At 60.2% G+C, this 25619-nt stretch carries 17 protein-coding genes; 1 reads left to right on the forward strand and 16 read right to left on the reverse strand.

Annotated features, from left to right (window positions below):
* Nucleotides 1–85 precede the first annotated feature (85 nt).
* Nucleotides 86–2365 carry an ATP-dependent DNA helicase gene (locus ACA049_RS15400; RefSeq protein ID WP_497328160.1) on the reverse strand — a complete coding sequence of 760 codons (2280 nt, stop codon included), beginning with the start codon at nt 2363–2365 and terminating at the stop codon, nt 86–88.
* A complete protein-coding gene (locus ACA049_RS15405) occupies nt 2362–4014 on the reverse strand; it encodes a VRR-NUC domain-containing protein (RefSeq protein WP_497328162.1) in 1653 nt (550 codons plus the stop codon). The genes ACA049_RS15400 and ACA049_RS15405 overlap by 4 nt, the downstream gene beginning before the upstream one ends.
* A 187-nt stretch (nt 4015–4201) precedes the next feature.
* Here ACA049_RS15405 and ACA049_RS15410 point away from each other — a divergent pair, with 187 nt between their 5' ends.
* Nucleotides 4202–4426 carry a YgdI/YgdR family lipoprotein gene (locus ACA049_RS15410; protein WP_497328164.1) on the forward strand — a complete coding sequence of 75 codons (225 nt, stop codon included), beginning with the start codon at nt 4202–4204 and terminating at the stop codon, nt 4424–4426.
* A 107-nt stretch (nt 4427–4533) separates the two neighbouring features.
* Here ACA049_RS15410 and ACA049_RS15415 read toward each other — a convergent pair whose 3' ends face one another.
* The 14 genes from ACA049_RS15415 to ACA049_RS15480 all read right to left on the reverse strand — a co-directional run bounded on the left by ACA049_RS15415 (nt 4534) and on the right by ACA049_RS15480 (nt 25617).
* Nucleotides 4534–4896, reverse strand: a complete 363-nt coding sequence (locus ACA049_RS15415; protein ID WP_497328166.1) for a hypothetical protein — start codon at nt 4894–4896, stop codon at nt 4534–4536.
* A 201-nt stretch (nt 4897–5097) separates the two neighbouring features.
* Nucleotides 5098–6951, reverse strand: coding sequence for a polyurethane esterase (locus ACA049_RS15420; protein WP_497328168.1), 1854 nt, complete (start codon nt 6949–6951; stop codon nt 5098–5100).
* A gap of 97 nt (nt 6952–7048) precedes the next feature.
* Nucleotides 7049–8737, reverse strand: a complete 1689-nt coding sequence (locus ACA049_RS15425; RefSeq protein WP_497328170.1) for a polyurethane esterase — start codon at nt 8735–8737, stop codon at nt 7049–7051.
* 24 nt (nt 8738–8761) lie between these two features.
* Entirely contained in the window at nt 8762–11809 is a 3048-nt protein-coding gene (locus ACA049_RS15430) for an autotransporter domain-containing protein (protein WP_497328172.1), read from the reverse strand.
* A 177-nt stretch (nt 11810–11986) separates the two neighbouring features.
* Nucleotides 11987–14929: an autotransporter serine peptidase EprS gene (gene eprS, locus ACA049_RS15435; RefSeq protein ID WP_497328174.1), complete on the reverse strand. Its 2943-nt coding sequence runs from the start codon at nt 14927–14929 to the stop codon at nt 11987–11989.
* Nucleotides 14930–15096: 167 nt separating this feature from the next.
* Nucleotides 15097–16464, reverse strand: coding sequence for a TolC family outer membrane protein (locus ACA049_RS15440; RefSeq protein WP_497328176.1), 1368 nt, complete (start codon nt 16462–16464; stop codon nt 15097–15099).
* 2 nt (nt 16465–16466) lie between these two features.
* On the reverse strand, nt 16467–17816 hold the full coding sequence (locus ACA049_RS15445) for an HlyD family type I secretion periplasmic adaptor subunit (RefSeq protein ID WP_497328178.1): 1350 nt from the start codon (nt 17814–17816) through the stop codon (nt 16467–16469).
* Entirely contained in the window at nt 17813–19588 is a 1776-nt protein-coding gene (locus ACA049_RS15450; protein ID WP_497328180.1) for a type I secretion system permease/ATPase, read from the reverse strand. Before ACA049_RS15450 ends, ACA049_RS15445 begins: the two co-directional genes overlap by 4 nt.
* Nucleotides 19589–19762: 174 nt before the next feature.
* Nucleotides 19763–20188 (reverse strand): AprI/Inh family metalloprotease inhibitor, encoded by a 426-nt coding sequence (locus tag ACA049_RS15455; protein ID WP_497328182.1) that lies wholly within the window; start codon nt 20186–20188, stop codon nt 19763–19765.
* A 75-nt stretch (nt 20189–20263) separates the two neighbouring features.
* Entirely contained in the window at nt 20264–21721 is a 1458-nt protein-coding gene (locus ACA049_RS15460; protein ID WP_497328184.1) for a serralysin family metalloprotease, read from the reverse strand.
* Nucleotides 21722–22120: 399 nt separating this feature from the next.
* Nucleotides 22121–22579 carry an REP-associated tyrosine transposase gene (locus ACA049_RS15465; protein ID WP_497328185.1) on the reverse strand — a complete coding sequence of 153 codons (459 nt, stop codon included), beginning with the start codon at nt 22577–22579 and terminating at the stop codon, nt 22121–22123.
* A gap of 91 nt (nt 22580–22670) precedes the next feature.
* Nucleotides 22671–23756: a polyamine ABC transporter substrate-binding protein gene (locus ACA049_RS15470; RefSeq protein WP_497328186.1), complete on the reverse strand. Its 1086-nt coding sequence runs from the start codon at nt 23754–23756 to the stop codon at nt 22671–22673.
* A gap of 69 nt (nt 23757–23825) precedes the next feature.
* The gene (locus tag ACA049_RS15475; RefSeq protein WP_497328188.1) at nt 23826–24167 is read right to left on the reverse strand and encodes a cupin domain-containing protein; all 342 of its coding nucleotides are present in this window, start codon (nt 24165–24167) and stop codon (nt 23826–23828) included.
* A 43-nt stretch (nt 24168–24210) separates the two neighbouring features.
* Nucleotides 24211–25617 carry an NAD(P)/FAD-dependent oxidoreductase gene (locus ACA049_RS15480; RefSeq protein WP_497328190.1) on the reverse strand — a complete coding sequence of 469 codons (1407 nt, stop codon included), beginning with the start codon at nt 25615–25617 and terminating at the stop codon, nt 24211–24213.
* Nucleotides 25618–25619: the final 2 nt, after the last annotated feature.

A 25619-nucleotide genomic window follows, 5' to 3' on the forward strand; every position in this document is an offset into this window, starting at 1 on the left:
GTCCGTTGAATAAAGCTTGTATTCCTCGATTGTTCAAACGAGCGAGTCTTTCAAGATATGTCACTGTTTTAAAAGGTAAAAATCCCTACGCAATAGAGTGAAAATGCGTCGGCTCAACCGCCCACCAGCGCGGCAGCAATTGTTTGACCTTGCTCTCGCCAAACCGGTCATCAATCAGCATCACCACCCCTTGATCCTGCTGGGTGCGGATCACCCGTCCTGCCGCCTGCACCACTTTCTGCACCCCGGGATACAGGTAGGTGTAGTCATAACCGGCACCAAAAATCGCCGCCATACGATGTTTCATCTGTTCATTGACCGGATTGAGCTGCGCCAGCCCCAGGGTGGCGATGAACGCGCCGATCAGGCGTGCGCCGGGCAAGTCGATGCCTTCACCGAACGCTCCGCCCAGCACCGCAAAACCGACTCCCTGACTGTGCGCTGTGAACTGATCGAGAAAGGCCTGACGTTGCCCTTCAGCCATTCCTCGGGACTGCGACCACAGTGTGATTTGCGGGTGTCGTTCAGCGAGTAACTGCGCCACTTGCTGCAAATAATCGAAGCTGCTGAAAAACGCCAGGTAGTTGCCGGGGCGCTGGCTGAATTGCCGGGCGATCAGCTCGACAATCGGTTCGAGGGATGCCTGGCGGTGGACGAACCGGGTCGATATCTGGCTGACGATGTGCACTTTCAACTGGTCGGCATGGAACGGCGATTCGACATCGATGCACACCGTGTCCGTCGGAGTGCCCAGCAGGTCGGCGTAATAATGCCGCGGGCTGAGCGTCGCGGAAAACAGCACCGTGCTGCGCGCAGCGGTCAGGCGCGGGCGGATGAAGCCGGCCGGCACCACGTTGCGCAGGCACAGTTGCGACAGGTTTTGTTTGCGATCGAGGTCGCGCTTGCTGATGTCGAACAGGAACTGCTCGTCGAAGAGTTCGGCCACACGACAGAACTGCAGCATGTCGAAGTAAAAACCCTGCAACGCGCTGTCCAGGCCCTGGGGGTGATCGTTGAGATAATCGCCGATGCTCGCGCTGCACGACGACAGCGCCTGGAGAAGTTTTTCCGGGGCCTTGTCGTACGCCTGGTACGGGGCCAGTTGCAGGTTATGCAGGGCATTCCACTCGCGATTGACCCGCTGCAATGGCTTTTTCAGCGCGTCCGGTGCGGTTTTTCGTACCCCGTTGAGGATCGATTGATCGAGCGTGGCGCTGTACATCTGCCGGCCGCGCTCCACCAGGTTGTGCGCCTCATCCACCAGCACCGCGACTTTCCAGTTATTGGCCTGGGCCAGTCCGAACAGCAACGCGCTGAAATCGAAGTAGTAGTTGTAGTCGGCGACCACCACGTCTGCCCAGCGGGCCATTTCCTGGCTCAGGTAGTAAGGGCAAACCTCATGCGCCAATGCCACCTCGCGCAATGCGTTCTGGTTCAGCAGGCTCAACTGACTGGCGGCCTGGCGGGCAGCCGGCAAACGATCGTAAAAACCCTGGGCCAACGGGCAGGATTCGCCGTGGCAGGCTTTGTCCGGGTGCTCGCAGGCTTTGTCCCGGGCGATCATCTCCAATACCCGCAGCGGCGGTGCATCGGGGCTATCAAGAATCACTTGCGCGGCGTCCAGCGCCAGTTTGCGCCCCGGAGTTTTTGCCGTGAGGAAGAACACCTTGTCCAATTGCTGCGGTGCCAGGGCCTTGAGCATCGGAAACAGCGTGCCCACGGTTTTGCCAATGCCGGTCGGCGCCTGAGCCATCAGGCAACGACCGGTGCTGACGGCCTTGAACACCGATTCCGCCAGATGCCGTTGCCCCGGACGAAAGTCGGCATGGGGAAACGCCAACTGTTGCGCCGCACGATTGCGCGCCTCGCGATGGGCCATTTCCTGCTCGGCCCATTGCAGGAACAGGTCGCAATGATGCCCGAAGAACTGCTGCAGCTCATCGGCGCCGTAAGCTTCAACCAGGCAGGTTTCCTTTTCGCTGACGATGTCGAAGTACACCAGCGCCAGATTGATCTGCGCCAGCTCCAGCTTCTGGCACATCAACCAGCCGTAGACCTTGGCCTGGGCCCAGTGCAATTGCCGGTGGTTGGCCGGTTGCTTGCTCAGGTCGCCGCGGTAGGTTTTGACTTCTTCCAGGCAGTTTTGCGCCGGGTCATAGCCGTCCGCCCTGCCCTTGACCTTCAAGGTTTTGTACAGGCCCTCGAGGGCGACTTCGCTTTGATAGCCCTCGCTTCGACGCGAGGCGACGGTGCGGTGCCCGACAATGCCTTCCAGCGCGGTCGGCGACGGGGTAAATCGCAGGTCGAGGTCGCCGACCTTGGCGGTGAATTCACACAGCGCCCGCACTGCAATGCTATAGCTCAAGCGCTCTGCTCCGCCCATTGCACATAGCAGACGGCGATGGGCATCTGATGTTCGTGACAGAACTCCAGCCAGCGCAATTGGTTGTCTTGCAGGCGATCGCCGGGGCCTTTGACTTCGATCATGCGATAGGTCTTGTGCTGCGGCCAGAACTGGATCAGGTCCGGCATTCCGGCGCGGTTAGCCTTGATGTCCAGCAGCAAACGGTTGAACCAGTGCTTGAGGTGTTCGGCGGGCAGGCAGTCGAGGGCTTGATCCAGCAGCTCTTCGCTCAGCGCGCCCCAGAACACGAAGGGGGACTGCACCCCCCACTTGGCTACGTAACGTTCACGGATGGTCTGGATGTAACGGCCGTCATCGAGTTCAGTGAGACAGGCCTGAAACACATCCGCGCGACGCGCATGGAAGTCCTCATTGAGCAGGTCCACCGGCCCGCGCTGGAACGGGTGGAAAAAAGCTCCCGGCAACGGGGCAAAGATCGCCGGCCAGCACAACAGCCCGAACAATGAGTTGATCAGGCTGTTCTCGACGTAATGCACCGGCGCCGAATCCTCCGCCAGGTGTGCCTGAACATGAAACTCGACCGACAGCGCCAGATCGGTTCTGGGCAATTGCAGGTCCAGGCGCAGCATTTCCCGGGGGGATGGCCGCTTCATCGCCGGCCCGCCCAGTTTGCGTCGCAGCCTGGGCAACACGCGCAATACATGCTGATGTTCGGTGGCGCTTTCCGGCGATTGCTCCGCGTGCGTGGCCAGGTGCAGGGCCAACTGATATTCACCGCAGCGCTCCAGCACACGGATCAGGCGCACCCGTGAACCGGGGTAGGCGCAATCGCGGTAAATCGTCAGCGCCGTGGAGAAATCCGCCAGGCGTTCGCAGTGCTGACCGATCTGGAACAACAGTTTGCCCCGACGCCGTTGCAGCCATGGGTTGTCGAGTTGCAGTTCGTTGATCTGCTCGACAATGGCCGCCACGTCTTCACCGGCCTCGAAACGTTGCTGGCAGTGGTGCAGGAACAGACAGGCGTCGACGTCTTCACGGCAGCGCAGGCCCCGGGATTCGGCGCAGAACTCGACTTTCTCATAGGTAAAGATGCCGAGATCGGCCAACACGAACTCCGACCAGTCCTGGTAAAGGTTGCCAAAGAACATCAGCCGCAAGCGGTCACACAGGTCCATGAGGGTCAACGTGAACAGCCGATCGTTCAGTGGCGGGCACCATTGCGCGAAGCTTTGCGCTTCGCAAAATAGCTCACTGAGGGACGCCAGCCATTCGGTCTTCTTGCCTTTCGGTTGCTCGATGGCCGCACCGAAGCACTGAAGAATCTCGGCCTTGAGCAGAACGTCGAACAGTTCCTCGATCTGCAACGGCGACTGATCAGAGATCCAGCCTGCCGCCAGCAACGGCTCGGCAGCGCTGGCAATGTCACCGATTTCGCCGTAACTCAATTTGCCGGCCCTGAAATGCAGGCCCTTGCGCATCACCATCCTCACCAGCAGCGCCCGGGACTCTCGGGGTTGCCGACGGAAATCGCGGATGAAGGCTTGCTCCTCGACGCTCAGCACATCGGCATAGCGATGTTCAAGCCAATCAAGCACTTGCATGAAGTTGTTCAAGTAATAGAACGGGTCGTCGAGAGGATTTGCAGTCACAGGAAAATAAGGCCATGGCGAGCGAGTACTGGTTATGCGTACAGATAACAGCTACGGCGTACCCGGTGCAAACGGAAAAGGATAAGCGGCGGCGCTATTTGGCTATTTTCAGGTGACCATCGAACTTTCTGCCGATCTGCGGCACCAACCGGCATAGCGGCTTTTTTCAAGCATTTGAGAGGTGGGTATGAATATCAAGACTCTGGGTTTGCCCTTGGCAGCGGTGGCCTTCCTGGCCCTGGCCGGTTGCTCCACGCCAACGGTCGTGACGTTGCAGAACGGCACCCAGTATTTGACCAAGGACATGCCGAAAACCAAGACCAAGGATGGGTTTTACGAGTTTGAGGATATTTCTGGCGCGAAAGTGAAGGTCAACGCCGACGAAGTGGCCACGGTTCGCGAGGAAGACTGAGGACCGAGTCATCGTTCATCGCGGGCAAGCCTCGCTCCTACAGGGAATAGCACAACCCTGTAGGAGCGAGGCTTGCCCGCGATGAGGCCCTCACAGGCGCCAAAAATCTACGGCATCCACGGCGTGCTGTTATCGCAAGAGATGAACTTCCCTCCCCGCCTCCTCAGTTCTTCATTAGTCTTCTGGCAACGCTCGTAATCCTGCTGCATCGCGCGATCGATGCTGATGTTGCCGGTGATCTCCGGTTGCTTTTCCCCCGAGCGAAAGGTCACAAAAGGCTCTTCCGGCTGAAGCTGGAAACGGCTTTTCTCTTCAAGGGGTTCGACGGTTTCCGGCGATGCCGGTGTCGGCAATTGATCTGGCGTCATGCCATAGCGGCTCAAGATCGAGCTGTGAGGCAACTCCGCAGCGGCACTCCCCGATAACAGGGCCAGCGCCAAACCGATGATGTGCCTCTTGCTGTTACTCACGTTTCTTAATCTCCTGATCCCGTATTCAATCCTGTTGTTGCAAGGTATTGGAGTCCTTGGGTGACTGTCGGGTCACGAATTCAGGCAGGTTTACCGCGTTATCGTTCTTCGCGGGCAAGCCTCGCTCCTACAAGGAATCGCACAACCCCTGCAGGAGCGAGGCTTGCCCGCGAAGAGGCCCTTACCGGCGCCACATCAACATCAGGCAATCACAATCCCTGAGCCAGACAAGCTCTCCAGCCCAACCCCCACCAACGTCACCGAATCCCCACCAAACGTCAGCACCGTATCCTGCCCCACCGCCGTGGCATGCGCCCAATAGTCATCATTTGGCGCTACCCCCTGAACCCCGAGGAATACCAGTTTGTCGTTCGCCTGATACCCCAGCACCCGGTCCTGACCGAACGCCCCGCTGAACAGGAACGTATCAATCCCGCCCCCTGACTCCATCAGGTCATTCCCCGTCCCGCCGACAAACACATCATTGCCCTGGCCGCCGAGCAAATGATCGTTGCCATCCAGACCGAACAACCAGTCGCCCGTTGCATGCGCCTTGAGCGTATCGGCCCCCGCGCCGCCCTTCACCGATGATTCGTATGCGGTCAGGTTGTTGCCGACGGCAAGGCCATTGGCGGTCACGCTGTGCGTCACGTCATCCTTGAACAGCCCCCACAGGAACCCCGGTTCCTTGCTGACAATGCTGCCGATGTCCCGGGTGATGCTGATGCCGCCATTGGCATCACGAACATAGAGATTACCGGCGCCGTCATTGGCGAAATCGAAACTTTTCACCGACTGCTGCAAGTCCAGTACGTTGCTGCCCTTGCCGCCCAACACGACGTTGTAGCCACCACCGTCGCGGAAGGTGTCGTTACCGTCACGCCCCTCCAGGTAGTCATTGCCCTTGCCACCCTGAATCAGGTCGTTGCCGTCGCTGCCGATGATGAACGTGCTGCCTTTATGGGTTTCAGCGTTGCGATTCAGGTCCTGAACCCAGGTATTGGCGCGCGCGGGATCCGAGAGATTGGCGACGACGATCGTCGAGTCCTTGCTGGTGAGGTCGTAGAACTTCGATTCGATCACCCGATTCATACCGTCGCCATACGCGGTCGGCAGGTGCGAGATCCAGGTCGGGATGTTGAGGATGGAGAACGGCAGCACATTCCACGCTGTCGAGGCGTAGTGGTCGTTGAAACTGACAATGTTATCGGTCGCCGAGGCCTTGGCGGCATCGTGCACGCCCACCGACGACACGTTGAAGGACGAACCGTCGAGGGCTCGAAACACCGGGTCATTTTCATAGCCGACGTTGAGCACTTTGTCGGTGCTGCTCTGGGTCGGGGACGCGTAGGCGATGTAGTTGGAATCCTTGTAGAACCCGGACCACTTGTCCGTACTCAAGTCCGCCAGGCTGTTGACCGCCAGCCCGCCGAGGCTGTGGCCGCTGACCAGCACATTCTTGCCTGACAGGCCATTGGCCTGGGCAAAGGCCATGACGTCGCCGAGCAGATTGCCGAAGGCTTCGCCCACATAGTTTTTCGCATAATCCTTGGGACCGAACGCCGCCAACAGATCGTTGATGACGTCGCCGATGGAGTCGCCAATCAAGGTTTCCCGCGGGCCGCTGGTGCCGCGAAAGGCGATGCCGATTTCAGTCAGATGGCCCTGAGCGTCGTACTTGCCGAGGATCTCGACCTGCGCGCTGGTGTATCCGGCCTTCTCGCCGAAGAACGTTCCGCGCGCGTCGACCTTGCCGTCATAGCCCAATTGCGAGGCGGTGATGGGCGTCCAGCCAGCTTTTTGCACGGCCTCCAGTGCGGCTTTTTCCGAGTCGGGATTCCATGGAATACCCGGGATTACACCCTGGGAATCGGTGCTGCCCAACAGCGCCGTGACCACGGTCGCCGGCAAACCAAGGCCGAAGCCGTTGTGCTGGTAACCGGTGGCAAAGCCATTGTCGAGGTTGTGATAGGAATACAGCGTGATCGCCATCGCGTCGGTGAATAACGCTTTGGAATCAGCTGTGCCGAAGTTTTTGTAGTCATACACACCCATTGGTATTGCCTCTCTCTTTGTTGGAATTGTCAGAGATAGCTCACAACCAGGACGCCTCGCTCCCGAGGCGCCCCGGAGCATTTAGTGCATGCAGCTTTTACGCAAACGTAATGCCTGAAGCCGACAGGTTGTCGAGCCCCACGCCCACCAGGGTCACGGCAAAATCGCCCACCTTCAGCACCGTGTCATGGCCCGACTGCGAAGCGTGTTGCTTGTAGTCGTAACCCTGCCCCGCGCCCTGAACCCCGAGGAACACCAGCTTGTCGTTGCCCTGGTAGCCATTGATCGCGTCGAAGCCGAAGGCGCCGCTGAACAGGAAGGTGTTGTTGCCACCCGATGCCTGCATCACGTCGTTGCCCGCGCCACCGACGAAAGTCACCTGGTTTTTGTCGCTGCGCAGCAGGTCGTCGCCGGCATGGCCGAACAACCAGTCGCCGTCGACGCTGGCCGCCAGTGTGTTGCCGTAGGCGTCACCGTTGAGCGAGTGGTTGTAGTGGTTCAGCTCGCTGCCATTGAGCAAGCCATTGGCGGTGACGCTGTAAGTCACCTCCTTGCTCCCCCACCATGACCCCGACTCTTTGCTGACCAACGCGCCGATGTCGCGGGTCATGCTGATGCCGCCGTAGGCATCACGCACGTACAGCGTGCCGTCTCCATCGTTGGCAAAGCTGAAGTTCTGCAACGGCTTCTGCAATTCGAAGGTGTTGCTGCCCTTGCCGCCCAGCACCAGGTTATAGCCGCCGTCATCGCGAAACCGGTCGTTGCCGTCGCGTCCTTCAATGAAGTCATTACCGGCACCGCCCTTGAGCAGATCGTTGCTGTCGGTGCCGATGATGAACGTGCTGCCAACGTGAGGTTCGCCGCTGCGACCGAGGTCCTCGACCCAGGTGCTGCCACGGGACGATTCCGCCAGGTTTGACACGATCAGCGTCGAGTCTTTATTGGTGAGGTCGTAGAACCGCGAGTCGATCACCCGGTTCAAACCGTCGGCATAGCCCAGCGAGCCATGGGCCGACCAGTTCAGCGGATTGAGGATGCTGAACGGCACCAGGTTCTGCGCGGTGGACGCGTACTTGTCATTGAAGTTGACGATGTTGTTGGTCGCCGACGCCTGATGCCCGTCGTGCTTGCCCAGCGAACCACTGCTGAACGTGGTGCCGTCGAGGACCCGGAAGACCGGGTCGTTCTCATAACCAATGTTCAACACGTTGTTGCCGGTGGCGCTCTGGGTCGGTGAGGCGAACGCGATGTAGTTGGCGTCCTTGAAGAAACCGCCCCAGTTGTTGCCGCTCAGTTCGGCGAGGCTGTTGACGCCCAGCCCGCCCAAACTGTGGCCGCTGACCATCACGTCCTTGGCGCTCAAACCATGGGCAATCGAAAATGCCGCAACGTTCTTGAGCAAGTTGTCGAAGGCGTTTTTCGCATAGTTCGTCGCGTAATCCACCGGGCCGACGGCAGCCAGCAGGTTGTTCTTCATGTCGCCGAAGGTGTCGCTGTACCCCAGGCCGCCGGTGCCACGAAAAGCAATGCCGATACCGATCAGCTTGCCCGCCGCGTCGTACTTGCCGAGGACTTCCGCTTCGGCGCTGGTGAAGCCGTCCTTCTCGCCATAAAAGGTGCCCTGAGCGCCGACCTTGCCTTGATAGCCCAGTTGCGTAGCGCCAATCGGCGCCCAACCGGTCGCCGGCAGCGGCTGCCCGGTTGGCGTGTACGCGTAAAGCGTCAGCGCGATGGCGTCGCTGTACAACGCCTTGCCGTGCGCATTTTTGTAATCAAACAGTCCCATGTTGTGTGCTTCCTTTGCGTTAAATCAGAACTGCCAGTCGAGTGTCAGACCGACACCGTGGTCTTTCTCGTTGGAGCCCAGCAGTCCGTTGTAATCCAGGCTCACCCGCACATCCTTGGCCACCGCCAGACCGGCGCGCGCACCAATAACCGCGGCGTTTCGATCCAGAGACACGCTCTGCACGCTGAACCCGGTGTTGCCGTTGGCGAAGGCCAGGTGGTCTTCGGAACGGGTGTTGCTCAGGTTGTGCTGCCAGCCCAGGGTGCCGGACAGTTCCAGTTGCTGTTGGTCCGACAGGGCAATGGCTTTGCTCGCTCGCACACCAAGGGTCGACAGCACGGCGTCACGGTTGTCTTCGCCGCCCTTGAGCGCTGCCGCATCGCCTTTCTCGGTGAAGCTGTCGCTGTTGAGGTGCACGTAAGCCAGGTTGGCGAACGGTTCCAGTGCCAGCGGTTGCAGGTCCAGGCGATACGCGGCTTCGGTGAACAGTTGCGCGGTGGTCGCATCGCGTTTGGATTTCTGTTTGCCGCTGACGTCGCCGAATTGCAGGTCGCGTTTCACATCGATGCGATGCCAGCTGTAAGCGCCGCCGACGCTCAAGCGCAGCGCATCGATTTCATGGCCCAGGTAGGTACCCAAGTGGTAGCTGTCGACGGAGGCGGAGGAATGCGTGCCATCGCCCATGCTCAACGAACTGTCGCTATAACCGGTAACGAAACCCAGGCGCGTATCTTCAGCGATCAGACCGTCGACACCGGCCAGCAAGCCGCCGATGGAGCTGTTGGAACTCGCGTTGTCATGCCCGCCATCGCTCTTGCCCCAGGCGCCGAGGACTTTGACCCAGGCGTTGCTGCGGTCATCGGTCGGTGCCGCAGCATCGAACAAATCACGCTCACGCAGGCGTTCGCCGACGGCATCGCGCAGGTAACGGCTGTCGTTGATCAACAACGTGCCGATTGCCGGGTGAATCTCGCCGGACAGTTGCTGGAAGGCTTGTTGCGCGACGGCGGCGGTCGGCGACAGCAGCAGGGTTTCATAGAGCGCATTGCCCGCGCCCAGTTGCTCGGCGGCTGCCGCGACAGCGCGTTGGTTTGGGGTTTGGCCGACGCTGGCAAAGGACGCGGCGTTGCGCTCGACCGCCAACTGGATGCCAGTGGCCGAGTAGTCGAGCGCGCCGCCGATGAACAGGTAGTTCGGCAGGACTGCGCCAAACCGCCCTTCGATGCCGCCGGCCGCTTGCAGAATGTTGTATTGAGTGCCGAGCAGGGATTGCACTTCGCTGGTGGTCAGCAAGGTCGGACTGTTTTCCAGGGACAGGCTGACGGTTGCGCCGTCGATCACGGCTTTACCGCCCGCGATGATCTGGTCGCTGCTGGTCGGCGACAGTTCCACGGCGTAGGTCGAGCCAGGCTCGAACGTCACGTCGCCCGCCACCTGCAAGGTGCCGATGGAGTTGCCCGGCGCCACGGTGCCGCCGCTTTTCGCGGTCAATGCGCCGATACGACCGTTACCGCCGAGGATGCCGCTGTCATTGACCGTGACCGCCGAGAGCAGCGAGCCGTTGATCGCCAGTCGGCCCTGATTGACCAGGGTCGGGCCGGCGTAAGTGTTGGCGCCGGTCAGCACCAGCGTGCCGATGCCCTGCTTGGTCAGGCCGCCATGGCCGGAAATGTCGTTGCGCCACACGTCCAGTCCGCAATGCACGTCAGTGCACACGCGTTCGGTCGGTTTGCCCGCATCGATAATCGCGCCGATACCGGGCAAGTCCGCGACGAACTGACTGGAACCGTAGGCGCCCTGAATGCGGAACTCTTCGGGGATGTCTTGCTCGGTGACAAACATCCCCGGGCCATCGATGCCTTTGCGCAGGTTGATCATGCCCCAGCCGTACAGCGCGTCGACGCCCGGTGCGCCCATGTCGGTCGCCGTGGTGCGCAGCACGCTGGCAACCTGGGCGCCGGTCATGTACGGGAAGCGTTCCATCAGCACCGCCACCGCACCTGCGACGTGCGGCGCCGCCATGGAGGTGCCGTTTTTGTTGGCGTAGCCGATGGTCATGTTGTCGGCATTGGTGCCGCCGATGACGGCGCTGAAGATCTTGCTGCCGGGCGCCGACACGCAGAAACTCGCGGTGTAGCCGCAGCGCGACGAGAAAGTGCTGATGTTGTAGAGGTCCGGACTGTTGAGGTCCGGGTTCTTCTGTAAGGCCGCCACGGTCATCCAGTTCGGTGCGATTTCCGGGACGAAATAGCCCAGGCCCGCAATGGCGTCCGGGTTATTGAGGTTGTAGTCGTTGCCGGCGGCGAAGATCGTCACGATGCCGCTGCGAGCGGCCGCGATCGCACCGTCATAGGCGCCGCCCTGACGCGTGCCGAGGATCGGCTGGATCTGATTGAACTGCAGTTGCGCGTCCTGCACGGTGAAATGCGGATAGGCCGGGTCGCGGCCGCCCAGATCGAAACGATCGGTGATGCCAATGCCCCAGCTGTTGTTGATGATCCGTGCACCGCTGGCGATCAACGCATCCCAACCTGCCTTGTACACCGCGCCGTCGTTGCCGAGGATGATCCCGTCTTCGGGGCCCGGGTCACCGTTGTCGGCGCTGATGATTTGCGCGTTGTACGCCACGCCGTGCATCGGGTTGCCGTCACGGCTGCCCGCGGCGATCCCGCCGACGTGAGTGCCGTGGGAACCGAGCTTGCCGTCGAATCCGACCGAGGGCGAACCGTCATACACAAACGCATCGCCGGCTTTGACCGGGATGTACGGGTCGGTGTATTCGCGGATGCCGCGGGTGACCAGGGTGACCACTTTGTTGGCACCGGAAAACTCCGGGTGCTGGGCGTACACCGGTTGATCGAAGATCCCCAGTTTTACGCCTTTGCCGCTGTAACCGGCGGCGTAGGCGTCCTGAGCATTGATGGCGCCCAGGCCCCAATCAGCATTGAATTCGGCGCTGCGCCAGCTATTCGGATCGCCTGCTCGACCGTTTTCCACGTAGGGCACGGCTTGTGCGGTGCCTGCTGAGGCCAGTGCGCAAAGCAAGGCAAGGTTGTTGTACTTCTTATTCATCCAGCTACCGTCCTTAGTTGTGTTGCGAAAATCCTTGTGGCCGGGGCGCGCAACTTGTAGGAGCGAGGCTTGCCCGCGAAGGCGGTGTGTCAGCCAACGTCAATGCTGAATGTCACGGCCCTTTCGCGGGCAAGCCACGCTCCTACAGGGGGTGCGGTGTTCCAGCCCTTTACCGCGTTAGAACTGCCAATTGAGGCTCAGCCCCACGCCATGGCTCTTCTCGCGGCTGGCCAGTTGGCCGGTGTAGTCGAAGTTCACCCGAACATCCCGACTCAGGGCCAGGCTGGCATGGGCACCCACCAGCGCCGCATCACGCACCATGGGCGAACCTTCCACCGTGAACGCCGTGCTGCCGCTGGCAAAGGCCAAATGTTCTTCAGCATCGGTATTGCTCAGGTTGTGCTGCCAGCCGAGGCTCGCTCCCAGCTCAAGCTGCTGCTGGCCAGACAGGTTCACGGTTTTCAACGCGCGCACGCCCAAGGTGCTGAGCACCGCCTCCCGCGTATCGCCGCTGCTCTTCAATGCAGCGCCATCACCTTTCTCGGTGAAACCCTCGGTGTCGAGGTGCACGTAGGCCAGGTTGGCAAAGGGTTCGAGCGCCAGCGGTTGCAGGTTCAGGCGATACGCCGCCTCACCGAACGCTTGGGTGGTGCCGGCATCGACCTTGGTTTTCTGTTTGGCGCTGACATCGCCGTATTGCAGGTCACGTTTGACGTCGGCGCGATGCCAGCTGTAGGCACCACCGGCACTCAGGCGCCAAGCACCCAACTCGCGGCCGGCATAGGCACCCAAGTGATAGCTGTCGACCTTGGCCGATGAATGCGTGCCCGAGCCCATGCTCACCGAACTGTCGCTGTAGCCGGTGACCAAGCCGATGCGGGTTTGCTCGTCGATCGCGCCATCAACACCGGCGAGCAAGCCGCCAATCGAGGTGGTGTAACCGGCGGTGTCATGGCGGTCATCGGTCTTGCCCCAGGCGCCCAATGCCTTGATCCAGCCATTGCTTTGCGCACCTTTGGCATCAACCAGTCGCTCACCGACCGCATCACGCAGGTAGCGGCTGTCATTGATCAGCACCGAACCCAACGCGGGGTAGATTTCCCCCGACAACTGCTGGAACGCCTGCTGTGCGGACGTCGCGGTGGGCGACAGCAACAGGCTTTCGTAAACCGGATTACCCGCTCCAAGCCCTTCCACGGCGGACGCGACGGCACGCTGGTTCGGCGTCTGGCCGACGCTGGCGAACGTCGTATCGTTGCGCTCCACACTCAGTTGAATGCCGGTGGCGGCGTAATCGAGGCTGCCGCCAATGAACAGATAGTTGGGCAGCACCGCGCCGAACTGACCTTGAATGCCGCCGGCCGCTTGCAGGATGTTGTATTCATGACCGAGCAGGCTTTGCACTTGTTGAGTGCTGAGCAAGGTCGGGCTGTTTTCCAGTGACAGGCTGACCGTCGCGCCACTGACGGTGGCCGTGCCGCCCGCGACGATGCGGTCGCTGGCGGTTGGCGACAGCTCCACCGCGTAGGTCGAGCCGGGAGCAAACGTCACGTCGCCAGCGACCTGCAAGGTGCCAATGGAATTGCCCGGCGCGACGGTGGCGCCGCGGTTGGCGGTCAGGGCGCCGATTCGTCCCGACCCGCCCAGGGTGCCGCTGTCATTGACGGTCACACTGGATGCCAGCGAACCGTTGACCGAGAGCAAACCGCCATTGACCGTGGTCGGCCCGCGATAACTATTGTCGCCGGTCAGCATCAAGCGTCCGGCGCCGGACTTGATCAGGCTGCCTTCGTAGACCCGGTTGGCGCCGGCTGAATCACGAGCCATGCCGACGGCGTAATCCGTCTGATCTTGCTGGCTCGCACCGGCAGGCACACCGTTCTGCCAACCTCTGGTGCTCAATATCTGCTGCCAGGCGCTGCGTTCGGCCGCGTCTTCGCTCTGCAGCTGGATCAGCGCGTTGTCCGAGATGTCGTTGCTCCAGACATCGCTCTGCCCTGCCCCCAGATTGGCGTCGAAGCGTCCGAGCAATTGCCCCGGTCCACGCATCGCCCGTTCGAGGTTGGCCACGCCCCAGCCAACGCGGGTGTTCGGCGCCTGGGTGATCGAACCGTCGAGTTGGGTGGCGGTGGTCAGAAGCGTTTCCAGCGCCTGCTGGTTGGTCATGTACGGATAGCGTTCCATCACCAACGCCAGGGCTCCGGTGGCATGCGGTGCGGACATGGACGTGCCGGACTTGATCGCATAACCAGCGTCGGGAATGGTGCTGTCGATCTTCGCGCCGGGGGTGGTGATGCACCAATACTTGGCGATGCCGCACTGGTTGTACTTCTGCTGATTACTTTGATCCAGCCCGGACACCGCCAGCCAGTGGCCTTCCAGGTCCGGCTGGAAATACGGCAAGGCCGACCGCACGCTGGCATTCGGGTAACCGCTGTTGCCGGCACTGAACACGTTGATGACACCGCGACGGGAAACGTCAGCCGCCGCATCAATCCAGGTGCCTTTGTTCCAGTATTGCGCGTAAGCGGCGTGCAGATCGTCGAGGGTCCGATAGCTGACGTCCGGTGGCTGACTGCCCCAGCTGTTATTGATCGCCCGCACGCCAGCGTCGGCCAAGGCGTTATAGACCGCTTTGAAGTAACGCGGATCCGGGCTGGGGCCGAACAGAAAACTGTCGTTCTTGTTGGTGTTGCCGACGTAGACCTGCGCGTTGTACGCCACGCCGTGCATGCCGGTGCCATCGCGGGACGCACCGATGGTGCCAGCGACGTGGGTGCCGTGGGAGTCGTTGTTGGCGTTGAGGGTGCCGTCGACATTGAACAATGAGCCGTCGACGTAACTGCCGCTGGCGGTCACTGCGTGGTAACGGTCGGGGGAGAATTCGGGGTGGGACGCGTCGAAGCCTGAGTCGAGTTCACCGATTTTCACGCCTTTGCCGGTGATGCCGACGGCGTAGGCCTGATCGGCCTGCATGCGGGCCAGTCCCCAGTCGCGCTGGAATTCTGCGGTACGCCAGCTGGCGGCATCACCTGGTGTGCCCGCCAGGGCAACACCGGGTACAACTGAAATCCAAAGCAATAGCGTGCCGACCGACATCGGCTTGATCTGTACGTCCATGTTCACTTCTCGCTTCTTTTTGTTGTATGTGGGAGCTGTGTAGGAGCTGTCGAGTGAAACGAGGCTGCGATCTTTTGACTTTGGTTTTTAGAAGCCAAGATCAAAAGATCGCAGCCTCGTTTCACTCGACAGCTCCTACACAGCTCCTACAGGGGTAGGTGTGAGGCCTATTGCGTTCTTGGGCCTTGGCCGAACGCCTCGTCAACTTTGGCCAGATCCTGCTCGCTCAAGGTCCCGGCGTAGTAATGCAGCTTGGTCCAGGCCATCAGGTAGTCGTACCTTGCCTGGGCCAAATCCCGGCGGGTGGTAAATAGTTGTTGTTCGGCATTCAACGCATCCAGGTTCACCCGCTCACCGCCCAGGATGCTTTGCTTGGTCGAGACCACCAGCGCTTCGGCCGACTTCAGGGCTTTCTGATAGGCCCGCAACTTGTTCACCCCGGACAGGCAGGCGCTGAATTGCCGCCGCAGCTCGATCAGGGTTTCCCGGGTCTTGCCGTCCAGTTCGTATTCGGCCTGCTCCATGGTGCGGCTGGCCTGACGGGTCGACGCCGACACCCCGCCGCCGGCATACAGCGGCACGCTGACTTCAATGCCGATGGTGTTGGTGTCGTAACGCTGGTTGTAGGTGTTGCCGCTTTCCGATTCGTTCTGGCGCACAGAGGCGTAGGCACTGACTTTCGGGAAGTGCCCGGCGCGGTTGCGTTCGACTTCATACCGCGCGACATCCACCGCTTGGCGCTGGGAAGCCAGGTTCGGGTTATTAGCCACGGCCATCTCGTGCCAGGTGTCGTAATTGGCCGGCTGCAGGCTGAAGGTCTGGAAGTTCTGGTCCAGCGGCGCCAGGTCCGTGATGTCGACGGCGGGCACGCCAATCAGCGCGCCCAGTTCGCGCAAGGACGCATCCTGCTCGTTGCGCGCCTCGATTTCCTCGGCGGTCGCCAGTTCGTAACGGGACTCGGCCTCAAGAATATCGGTGCGCGTGCCCTCGCCTTGGCGGAACATTTGTTCGTTCTGCTGGAACTGCTGTTCAAAGGCTTTTTTCTTCGCCAGCGCGATGTCGATCTGATCCTGGGCGAACAGGGCCTGGGTGTAGCTTTCCAGCACACGAACCAGCAACTCCTGGCTCTTGCCGCGGAAGGCTTCGTCGGCAAACAACGATTGCGCCACGCCTTTGCGATACGCCGCGTAGGCTTCGTAATCGAGCAACGGCTGTTGCAGGGTCAGGTTCGAACCGTAGCTGCTGTAGTTGCGGTCCTCGGTGAAGTCCGGCCGACCTTCATTGATCTGGGTGACCTTGGAGGTATTGCGGCCCTTGTTGTAGTTGTAACCAACCTTCGGCAACAACCCGGCACGGCCAATGATGCGGTTTTCAAGACCGGCATCGCGTTCCTTCATGGCGCCAAGGAACACCGGGTCATTGCGCAACGCTTGCTCATAGATCTCGAACGGCCCCATGGCGGCCATCACACTGTTGCACGTCAGCAACGCCAGGGTGGCTGCGAGCATTGAAAGCTTATTCATACAGCCGAACATCCTTATTCCTCGGTCAACGCGGAGCCTGCCCGGTCGAGCAGCGGTTTGAACAGATAGTTGAGGAGTGAACGCTCACCGGTGCGCACGAACATTTCCGCCGGCATGCCGGGCTTGATCACCAGGCCGTTGAGTTTTTCCATGGCCTGGTCGCTGACGCTGCTGCGCAGCACGTAGTACGGCGCGCCGGTCTTCTCGTCGACCATCTGGTCGGCTGAGATCAGGCTGACTTCGCCGGGTACTCGTGGTGTACGGCTCTGGTTGAACGCAGTGAACAGGATGTCCACCGGCAAGTGGGTGCCGACCTTGTCGATCAGGTTGATCGGCAGGTGCCCTTCCACTTCCAGGCGAGTGCCTTGAGGCACGATCTCCAGCAAGGTTTCGCCCTGACGGACCACTGCGCCTTCGGTGTGAACCCCAAGGTTGACCGCAATGCCGTCGGCGGTGGCGATGATTTCGCTGTGTTGCAGATCGAACCCGGCGGAGGTCAGTTGCTCTTCCAGGGTCACGCTTTTGAGCTGCGCGTCGGCCAGTTGCGTGCGGACTTCTTTCTGGTATTCCTCGATGTGCTGCTGCAGCTTCAGGCGCGACTCGAGGATGCCCTGCTCGACCCGGCCGCTTTCACCGCTGTTTTCCGCCAATTGTTGCTGCACCTGCGACAGTTGCCGCTGGTATTCCATCAAGCGGTTGCGCGGGATGTAGCCGTTGTCCGCCAGCGGCTGAAGATTACTCAGTTGTTGTTGCAAGGAGCTGGCCTGAGCCGTGAGGTCCGTACGCGCGCGGCGCATGCCGGCCAGTTGCGCACTGGCGCCTTCGATGCTGGCGCGCAAGGCTGCCTGCTCGCGGGAAAACGCTTCGCGGCGGCTGCTGAACAATTGCCGCTGGCCTTCAAGTACCAGGGCCAGGCGTGGTTCGGGGTCGTTGCTCAGCTCGGCGGGGAAATTCACCTGTTTGAGGTTGTCCCGTTCACTCTGCCAACGAGCCAGGCTGGCCCAGGCCATGCGGTATTGCGCCTGCAGCGATTGCACGTCGGCGGCGACCTGGGTCTGGTCGAGCTGGAACAGCGGCTGGCCCTGCTTCACCACTTGGCCCTCGCGCACCAGGATCCGGCTGACCACGCCGTTGCTCATCGATTGCACGGCTTTGCGCTTGCCTGAGACCACGACCGTGCCTTGCACCGGAATGCCTTGGTCGAGCGGCGCAAGACTGGCCCAAGTGAAGAAACTGCCAGCGCCGACAATCGCCAGGATCCAGCCCATGCGGGCGAAGAAACGCGCATCACGCTCGGGGCGTTCGGCGATGTAATCGTGTTCCATCGTCGCTTCGTTTTCAGTGTTCATGCGAGCGCTGCTCATACACCCGAATTCCTTGTCGTGGGCTGATACTGGCGACTCATGCTGAGCCCGCCCGGTGCTTGCGCTGTTTTTTCACGTTGCTGTTCCTGGGCGCCGGAGAGTGCCTTGAGCACTTCCTGGCTAGGGCCGAAGGCCTGCAAACGACCTTCGTTGAGCACCAGCAATTTGTCGGCCTGGGCCAACGCCGAGGAACGATGGGTCACCAGAATCACGCTGGTGCCCTGGGCTTTCATCTGCGCGATGGCGCCGGCCAGTGCCGCTTCGCCCACGGTGTCGAGGTTGGAGTTGGGCTCATCCAGCACCACCAGGCTTGGCTGGCCGTACAGCGCGCGGGCCAACGCCACCCGTTGTTTCTGGCCGCCGGACAAACCGCTGCCGTCTTCGCCCAGCACCGTGTCGTAGCCCTGCGGCATGCGCAGGATCAGTTCATGAACGCCCGCCTGTTGCGCGGCTTCGACGACTTTCTGCGGATCGGCCTCACGAAACCGGGCGATGTTTTCGGCGATGCTGCCGCTGAACAATTCGATGTCCTGGGGCAGGTAACCGATGTACGGGCCGAGGTCGTCGCGGTTCCAGCGATGAATGTCTGCGCCATCAAGCCGCACAGTGCCGCCGAGGGTCGGCCAGACGCCGACCAGCACCCGGGCCAGCGTCGATTTGCCGGAGCCGGAGGCGCCGAGTACGCCCAACACTTCGCCGGCACCCAGGCTGAAATTGACCATGTGCAGGGTCGCCGCCCGTTGTCCCGGAGGACCGGCGCTGACTTGTTCGAAGGTGATCTGGCCTTTCGGCGCCGGGAGCGCCATGGCTTCGTCACTGGGTGGAAAGGCTTGCAGCAACGAATCAAGACGACGGTAAGCGAGCTTGGCGCCGCTCCACTGTTTCCACACGGCGATCAGTTGATCGATGGGGCTCAAGACACGGCCCATCAGAATCGAGCCGGCGATCATCATCCCGGCCGTCATGTCGCCTTTGATCACCAGCAACGCGCCCAGGCCCAGGACCAGCGATTGCAGGCACAGGCGCAAGGTTTTGCTCAGGGAGCTGATGATGGCGCCGGTGTCGCTGGCCTGATTCTGCAGGCCGAGAAAACGCGAATGCACCTGGAACCAGCGCTTGCGCAAGACCCCGAGCATGCCCATCGCCTGAATGGTTTCGGCGTTGTGCAAATGACTGGTGGCCAGTTGGCTGGACTTCTGGGAAAACCCGGCGGCTTCGCCCAAGGGTTTTTTGGTCATTGCCTCGTTGAGGCAGGCAAGGCCAATCAGCACCATCGCACCCACGGTGGCGAACACACCGAGCCAGACGTTGAACAGGTAGATCACAAAGAGGTAGACCGGAAACCACGGCGCATCGAAGAAGGCGAACAGCGCGGGACCGGTGACGAATTGGCGAATGTGGGTCAGGTCGCCGAGGGATTGGCCGGCGTTGCCCTCGCCCTTGAGCAGGTTGCGTTCGAACGCGGCCTGATAGACCCGCAGGTTGAAACGGCGCTCCAGCTGGCTGCCGATGCGGATGACGATGAAGCTGCGCACGATCTCCAGCACACCGATGAAGGCGAAAAATCCGACCACCATCAGCGACAGCATGGCCAAGGTAGTTTCGTTTTGCGAAGACAACACGCGGTCGTAGACCTGGAGCATGTAAATCGACGGAACCAGCATCAAAACGTTAATTAACGCGGTGAAACAACCGACGCTGATCAGGATGCTTTTATAGTCGCCCAGTGCCTTGAATAACGGTGCGGTGGCCGGGCTCTTTGCCATCTTCATGGGTTCTTCCTGAGGTCTTATTCCTCGTCATGCCTGACGAAGTTTCCATTAACTGCCCGCGCAGAGGCGGATATAGGTTTGGCGCACTAGCGCTTACAAACCAATAACAACTTTTAATCTGGTTTGGTGCTTATAACGATAATGACCGTCACTCTTTTCGCCGCCGCTTGTTCATTACTGCGTCTGGCGCACAAGTGTTATGACCAGAGCGGATTTCAATGTGGCTTTGTAGGTGCCATCACGCTGACGGCTGAGAAACAGAATCTTCGAACCTTCGTTGCCGGTGATCGCAATGCCGTCCGGTTCCGGAAACCAGCCGATCGCGGTTTTGCCGTCCAGCCAGGCACTGAGGCAGCTGGCGCCCTCACCCAATGTCTGGGTTTGCTGAAAGTCGATGACGCACACGTTGGAGGGTTTGTCTTGCAACGCCTGGGGCTCGGGCGAGTCGTTTTTGGCGCTCAGGGTCGCCTGCCATTTACCGGCCAGTTCCGAGGGATCTGCTAATTTCAGGCTGCTCGCCATGGCTGTCTCTCCAAAAAAAATCATCAATGTCGCCAGGAGCCACGCGGTTGTTCGGTGGGTAAAGGCTTTATGAACCATAAGTTGTTGTACTCCGGCTTGCGGCCTTTGGCACAGAGGACGGCGCATCGGCGCCGCCCTCCTTTTCGCGTCACATCACGCAACGATGTCCGAGAACGCCGCCTGGCCAACGGTGCTGACCAGGAAATCAGCCACGCCGTGCCCGGAGAAGTCCACCGACAACAGGCTGTTACCGCCAGAGGAGGTCAACACTGCATCGCCTGCCGCACCCGTGAACGAACTCACGAAGTGCAGACCCGCGCCTTTGGTGATGCCGGTCAGGTCGATCTTGTCCAGGCCGCTGACAAAATCGAGGATCTGGTCGGCAACACCTGGCTTGGAGTCGCTGCTGGCTGCGAACACAAACGTGTCCGAACCGGTGCCGCCCCACAATTTGTCCGCACCGCCCGCGCCGTAGATGAGGTCGTTGCCGGCCCCGCCTTTCAGCTCGTTGGACACGCCATTACCAATCAGCAGGTCGTTGCCCGAACCGCCGATTGCGTTCTCGATGGTTGCACCCTTGGCAATGGAAACGTTGCCAACAAGACCGCCAACGTCGGAGAACGAGGCTTCATTGAGGTTGATTTTCTGGTTTTGGGTAAAACCGGAAAAATCCAGTGTGTCCTTGCCGCCCGCATCCCAAACCGAGAACACGACCTTGTCTGACGAGGAAGACGCGCTCAGGAAATCGCGACCGGCGTTGGAGTTGAAGCCGTAAGTGGTGTCACCGGTGCGGGTGGTGGTGTTGGCACCGTAGAGCTTCTGGATGGCGGCAATATCATCCAGCAGCGGACCGGACGCATAGGCTTCGACGCCGCCCTTGCTGAAGTTCTGGTCAGTATTGCTTTCACTCCAGTAACTCATGAGGCTGTAACCGCGGGTGTCTTCCCCGTAGGTCGCGTCGTTGTAGGTAGGCGCGCCCTCACCGGCGTTGTAGTCGCCGGGGTGGGCAAGGCCCAGGGTGTGGCCGATTTCGTGGGTCAGGGTTTGACGACCGTAGTTGTTCAGGTCCGGCGTCTTGTTGGGCGTGTAGCTGCTGTTGGTCAGGTACCACGAAGTACCGTCATAACCGGCACCGGTGCCAGGCAGGTAGGCGAATGCCGCTGCGCCGTCCTGGCCGCTGCTGTAATTGCCGAAGGTCATGTGACCATCGCCGCCTGTGGCCTTCTCGGTGAACGTGACTTTGGCCACATCGGCCCAGGATTGCATGGCGAGCACGGCCTGGGCTTTCTGTTGAGCACTGAACTGACTGAAGCCGGAAATCCCGTGCTTGTTCATGGTGCTCGACGACGCCGAGGTCAGGAACGTGTAGGTCAGCTCGATTTTTCCGCTGCCGTCCTTGTCCTGGTAGGCAGCGCCGTCACGCAGCAATTGGGTCGCTGCCTGGTCGACGGAATAGGAGGGTTTGCCATTGACCGTGAGATTGCCGCCGCGGTCATACTGATGGCTGAAGCTGTCGATCTGGTTGTAGGCGGAACTGGGCGCAGCCAATGCTTGCAATGGCGAAAAGGCCTGTTCGGCAAGATCAATAGCGTTGTTTTTTACTTTCGACATAAACACACTTCCTTGTTAAGCAATGGAACAGTTTTTGTCAGATAGCGACAATCTCTGGCGAGATCGTCCTATCACTCGCCCAATGAAGGCGAAAGAAAACTGACACAATTCGAAATCAAACGTCTACATTTTTTTTGACGTCAAATTGTGCAACTCCAGCAAGTACCCGGAAACAATGCCTGTGCTGTCGAAATATAGTTTTAAGTTGAGGGATTCGGACTAATTGTCTGACAATTGCGTATTTAAATATTAAATAGGGGTAAGTTGTTTTTTGTCGAGGGTGTCTCGTTTTTTTGGACTTATTAGTATGAGTGCCAGTGGATTGATATCAGACGGATTTATATTGGATGAGAGATTTTGGCGACTGCTTCGCAGCCGAACGCAGCAGTCGTCAGACACTCACAACCAACACGCATCCCACAGTGGATAATCGTGAACCCGCGTCACCAGCCCCGCTCGTATCGGGTTGGCCACGACATACCGGGCAAGATCCTTCACATCCTCCTCCCGCCGAACCGCACGATCGTGATACCCCTTTTGCCATAACCGCCCTCGCCGCCCTAGCGCCTGATTGACCGCCAAACTGCTCCGCGACTTTATTCGGCACATCAACTCCGCCAGTGTCTTGTCATGCAACTGCACCAGGCAATGCATATGATCCGGCATCACAACCCACGTTAAAAAATCAGCCCAGCTGTCTTCTTGAGCCTCGCGCAATTGCAAAGCAACCAACCTTCCCAGCCGCCAATCAGCAAAAAACGGCTGTCGTTGGTCAACGACAGCCTTTAGCAGATAAATACGTCCTGACTCAGAGAAACGGGCGGTGCGCAGCAGTCCCGCATTTGAACAAACAGGCATTCCATTGCCTCCTGATTCATTGAAAGGAAGCCCGGAATCTACAGCGTTGCCTGCAAGCCCGACCGGCTCAATGGCTACAGAATATGAACCCTCAACTCCCCGTCCGAATCTTGTTCCACACTCGCGTGCGAATCCGGTCAATGTTCAGCGGCATGGCCTCCAGCGCGAACAGCTTGCCCATCATTTCCGGGCTCGGATACACCTTGGTATCGTTCTTGATGGCCGGATCGATCAGGCTGTCGGCTTGCTGGTTACCGTTGGCGTAGTGCACGTAGTTGCTGATGCTGGCCATGACGTCAGGGCGTAGCAGGTAGTCCATGAACGCGTAACCGGCCTTTTCGTCCGGGGCGTCGGCGGGCATGGCGACCATGTCGAACCAGATAGCGGCGCCTTCCTTGGGAATGGCGTAGCCAATGTCGATGCCGTTCTTGGCTTCTTTGGCACGGTTCTCGGCTTGCAGGATGTCGCCGGAGAAGCCGACGGCCACGCAGATGTCACCGTTGGCCAGGTCGCTGGTGTATTTGGATGAGTGGAAATAGCTGACGTAAGGGCGGACTTTCATCAGCAGCGCTTCAGCCTTTTTGTAGTCTTCCGGGTTTTTGCTGTGGTGCGGTAGCCCCAGGTAATTCAGCGCGGCCGGCAGCAGTTCGGGGCCGTTATCGAGGATCGCTACGCCGCACTTTTGCAGCTTGGCCATGTTCTCGGGCTTGAAGATCAGGTCCCAGGAATCCACCGGCGCGTTGTCGCCCAGCACGGCTTTGACCTTGGCGATGTTGTAGCCGATGCCGGTGCTGCCCCACAGGTACGGGAAACCGTGTTCGTTGCCCGGGTCGTTGGTCTGCAACGCGGTGAGCAACACCGGGTTGAGGTTTTTCCAGTTTGGCAGTTGGCTCTTGTCGAGCTTCTTCAGCGCCCCGCCCTGAATCTGCCGTGCCATGAAATGGTTGGACGGGAACACCACGTCGTACCCGGATTTGCCGGTCATCAACTTACCGTCGAGGGTTTCGTTGCTGTCGTAGACGTCGTAGCTGAAGGCGATGCCGGTGTCTTTCTGGAAGTTTTTGGTGGTGTCCGGGGCGATGTAGTCCGACCAGTTGTAGATCTTGACGGTCTCGGCCGCGTGGCTGAGGGACGCGACGAGCGCAAGGGGTGCGAGGGTCAGTGTCTTTCGGATCATGAGTCGATTCCTGTATGGGCCGTTTTTTTTTGTTGGAGCGCTATTGGCAGGCAATCAAAGGATCAAAAATCAAAAAATCAAAACGTAGGTCTTGCGCACGGTTTCCTGGATGTCCCAGATGCCGAGGCTGTTGGCCGGCAACATCAGCGCATCGCCGGCTTCGATGTAGAGGGTTTCACCGTCGTCCGGGGTGAAGGTGCAGCGGCCCTGGATGAAGTGACAGAATTCCTGTGCAACGATCTGCCGGCGCCAGCGGCCGGGGGTGCATTCCCAGACGCCGGTTTCGACGCCGTCGTCGCGCTCGGCGCTGGTGGTCGAAGCCACCGCCACCGGTGTTCCCAGTGGCACGGCGACGTGATTCGACTCGTCCAGTTCCAGTGTTGCGGTGTTCTTGAATTGGGTGATGCCCATGGGAGTACCTGTCGATTGAGCCTGTAGATGAAAAGCGTGCCGTTCAGTGCATGAACCCTTCCATGAACCCCGCCACCTTGCTCGCCAGTTTGCGGCGCCAAGGGGCCGTAGCCGGGTTGGCCAGGGTCTGGTCTTCGTGGACGAAGCTACGGATGATTGCGTTGTAACCCAGCCAGCGGCAGGGTTCGGGCTCCCAGGCCCTGAGCGTGTCGAGCCCGCCTTGGGGAATAACCCAAGGCTGGCGAACCAGTTCGGTGTCTCGCTCCAGAATCAGATCCGCCAGGGTTCTGCCGCCCAGGTTGCTGGCACCGACGCCCTCCCCGCCATAACCGCCAGACAGCGCAATGCCGCTGACGTGATCGCAGAGCATGTGCGGCTTGAAGTGCCGGGACATGCCCAGGTTGCCGCCCCACGCGTGAGTGATCCGCACGTTCTTGAGTTGAGGAAAGAGTTCGCTGAACAGATAGCGCCGCAACTCCACTTCGCTGGTGGTCAGGTCAAAGTCATGGCGCAACTTGCCGGCAAACTGATAGCCGCCCCGGGCACCGAATACCAGGCGATTGTCCGCAGTGCGCTGGCCATAGGTGACCTGGCGACTGCTTTCGCTGAACGCCTGGCCGCGGTTCAGGCCGATTTCGTCCCAGGTCGCGGCGGACAGCGGCTCCGTGGCGACAATCAGGCTTTGTACCGGTAGCTGATAGCGGCCCAGTGGCGGCAGCGTGACCGAATAACCTTCTACCGCCGGCACGATCCAGCGGCTGCGAACCTGAGCCTTGGCGGTGCGCAAACTCCCCGACTGCCAGTGCATGACTGCGCTGTTCTCGTAAATTTTGACACCCATGCGCTCGACCGTTTCTGCCAGACTCCGCACCAACTTTGCCGGGTGAATGGTCGCGACGTGCGGTGCATAGATACCGCCATAAGGCTTCGCAACTCTGATCTGTTGCGCCAGCTGCTCGGGGCTGAGCCAGCGATAATCGCTTTCGGTAAGGCCTTGGCTGTACAACTTGTCGAGGTAGTCGCGCAGGCTGGCTTCCTGCTCGGGATAACGGGCGGCGCAGTAAAGCACACCGCCTTTGCGATAATCGCAGTCGATGCCTTCACGTTCGATGACAATCTCTACTTCATCAGGAATGCTGTGCAGCAGATCGAAGGATGCGCGGCGTTGCTCCGGCGGCAAACCGGCCAGCAGACGGTCTTCACCCAGCAGATTGCCCATCAGCCAGCCGCCATTACGGCCCGACGCGCCAAAACCAGCGGTTTGCGCTTCGATGATGGCGATGTCGAGGCCTGGCGCCAGGCGCTTGAGGTAATACGCGGTCCAGAGTCCGGTGTAGCCCGCGCCGATGATGGCCACGTCGACGTCCAGATCGTGTTCCAGCGCCGGACGCGCCACCAGAGACTCGTCGAGTTGATCCATCCACAAACTGATTGTGCGCCACGCCGACATGC

The organism is Pseudomonas sp. LBUM1662 (genome assembly GCF_059695915.1).

Bases quoted from the DNA above. Each gene is read 5' to 3' on its own strand.
- ACA049_RS15410 (WP_497328164.1), top strand. From the start codon at position 4,202: ATGAATATCAAGACTCTGGGTTTGCCCTTGGCAGCGGTGGCCTTCCTG.
- ACA049_RS15420 (WP_497328168.1), bottom strand. From the start codon at position 6,951: ATGGGTGTGTATGACTACAAAAACTTCGGCACAGCTGATTCCAAAGCG.
- ACA049_RS15425 (WP_497328170.1), bottom strand. From the start codon at position 8,737: ATGGGACTGTTTGATTACAAAAATGCGCACGGCAAGGCGTTGTACAGC.
- ACA049_RS15430 (WP_497328172.1), bottom strand. From the start codon at position 11,809: ATGAATAAGAAGTACAACAACCTTGCCTTGCTTTGCGCACTGGCCTCA.
- eprS (WP_497328174.1), bottom strand. From the start codon at position 14,929: ATGGACGTACAGATCAAGCCGATGTCGGTCGGCACGCTATTGCTTTGG.
- ACA049_RS15440 (WP_497328176.1), bottom strand. From the start codon at position 16,464: ATGTTCGGCTGTATGAATAAGCTTTCAATGCTCGCAGCCACCCTGGCG.
- ACA049_RS15445 (WP_497328178.1), bottom strand. From the start codon at position 17,816: ATGAGCAGCGCTCGCATGAACACTGAAAACGAAGCGACGATGGAACAC.
- ACA049_RS15450 (WP_497328180.1), bottom strand. From the start codon at position 19,588: ATGAAGATGGCAAAGAGCCCGGCCACCGCACCGTTATTCAAGGCACTG.
- ACA049_RS15455 (WP_497328182.1), bottom strand. From the start codon at position 20,188: ATGGTTCATAAAGCCTTTACCCACCGAACAACCGCGTGGCTCCTGGCG.
- ACA049_RS15460 (WP_497328184.1), bottom strand. From the start codon at position 21,721: ATGTCGAAAGTAAAAAACAACGCTATTGATCTTGCCGAACAGGCCTTT.
- ACA049_RS15465 (WP_497328185.1), bottom strand. From the start codon at position 22,579: ATGCCTGTTTGTTCAAATGCGGGACTGCTGCGCACCGCCCGTTTCTCT.
- ACA049_RS15470 (WP_497328186.1), bottom strand. From the start codon at position 23,756: ATGATCCGAAAGACACTGACCCTCGCACCCCTTGCGCTCGTCGCGTCC.
- ACA049_RS15475 (WP_497328188.1), bottom strand. From the start codon at position 24,167: ATGGGCATCACCCAATTCAAGAACACCGCAACACTGGAACTGGACGAG.
- ACA049_RS15480 (WP_497328190.1), bottom strand. From the start codon at position 25,617: ATGTCGGCGTGGCGCACAATCAGTTTGTGGATGGATCAACTCGACGAG.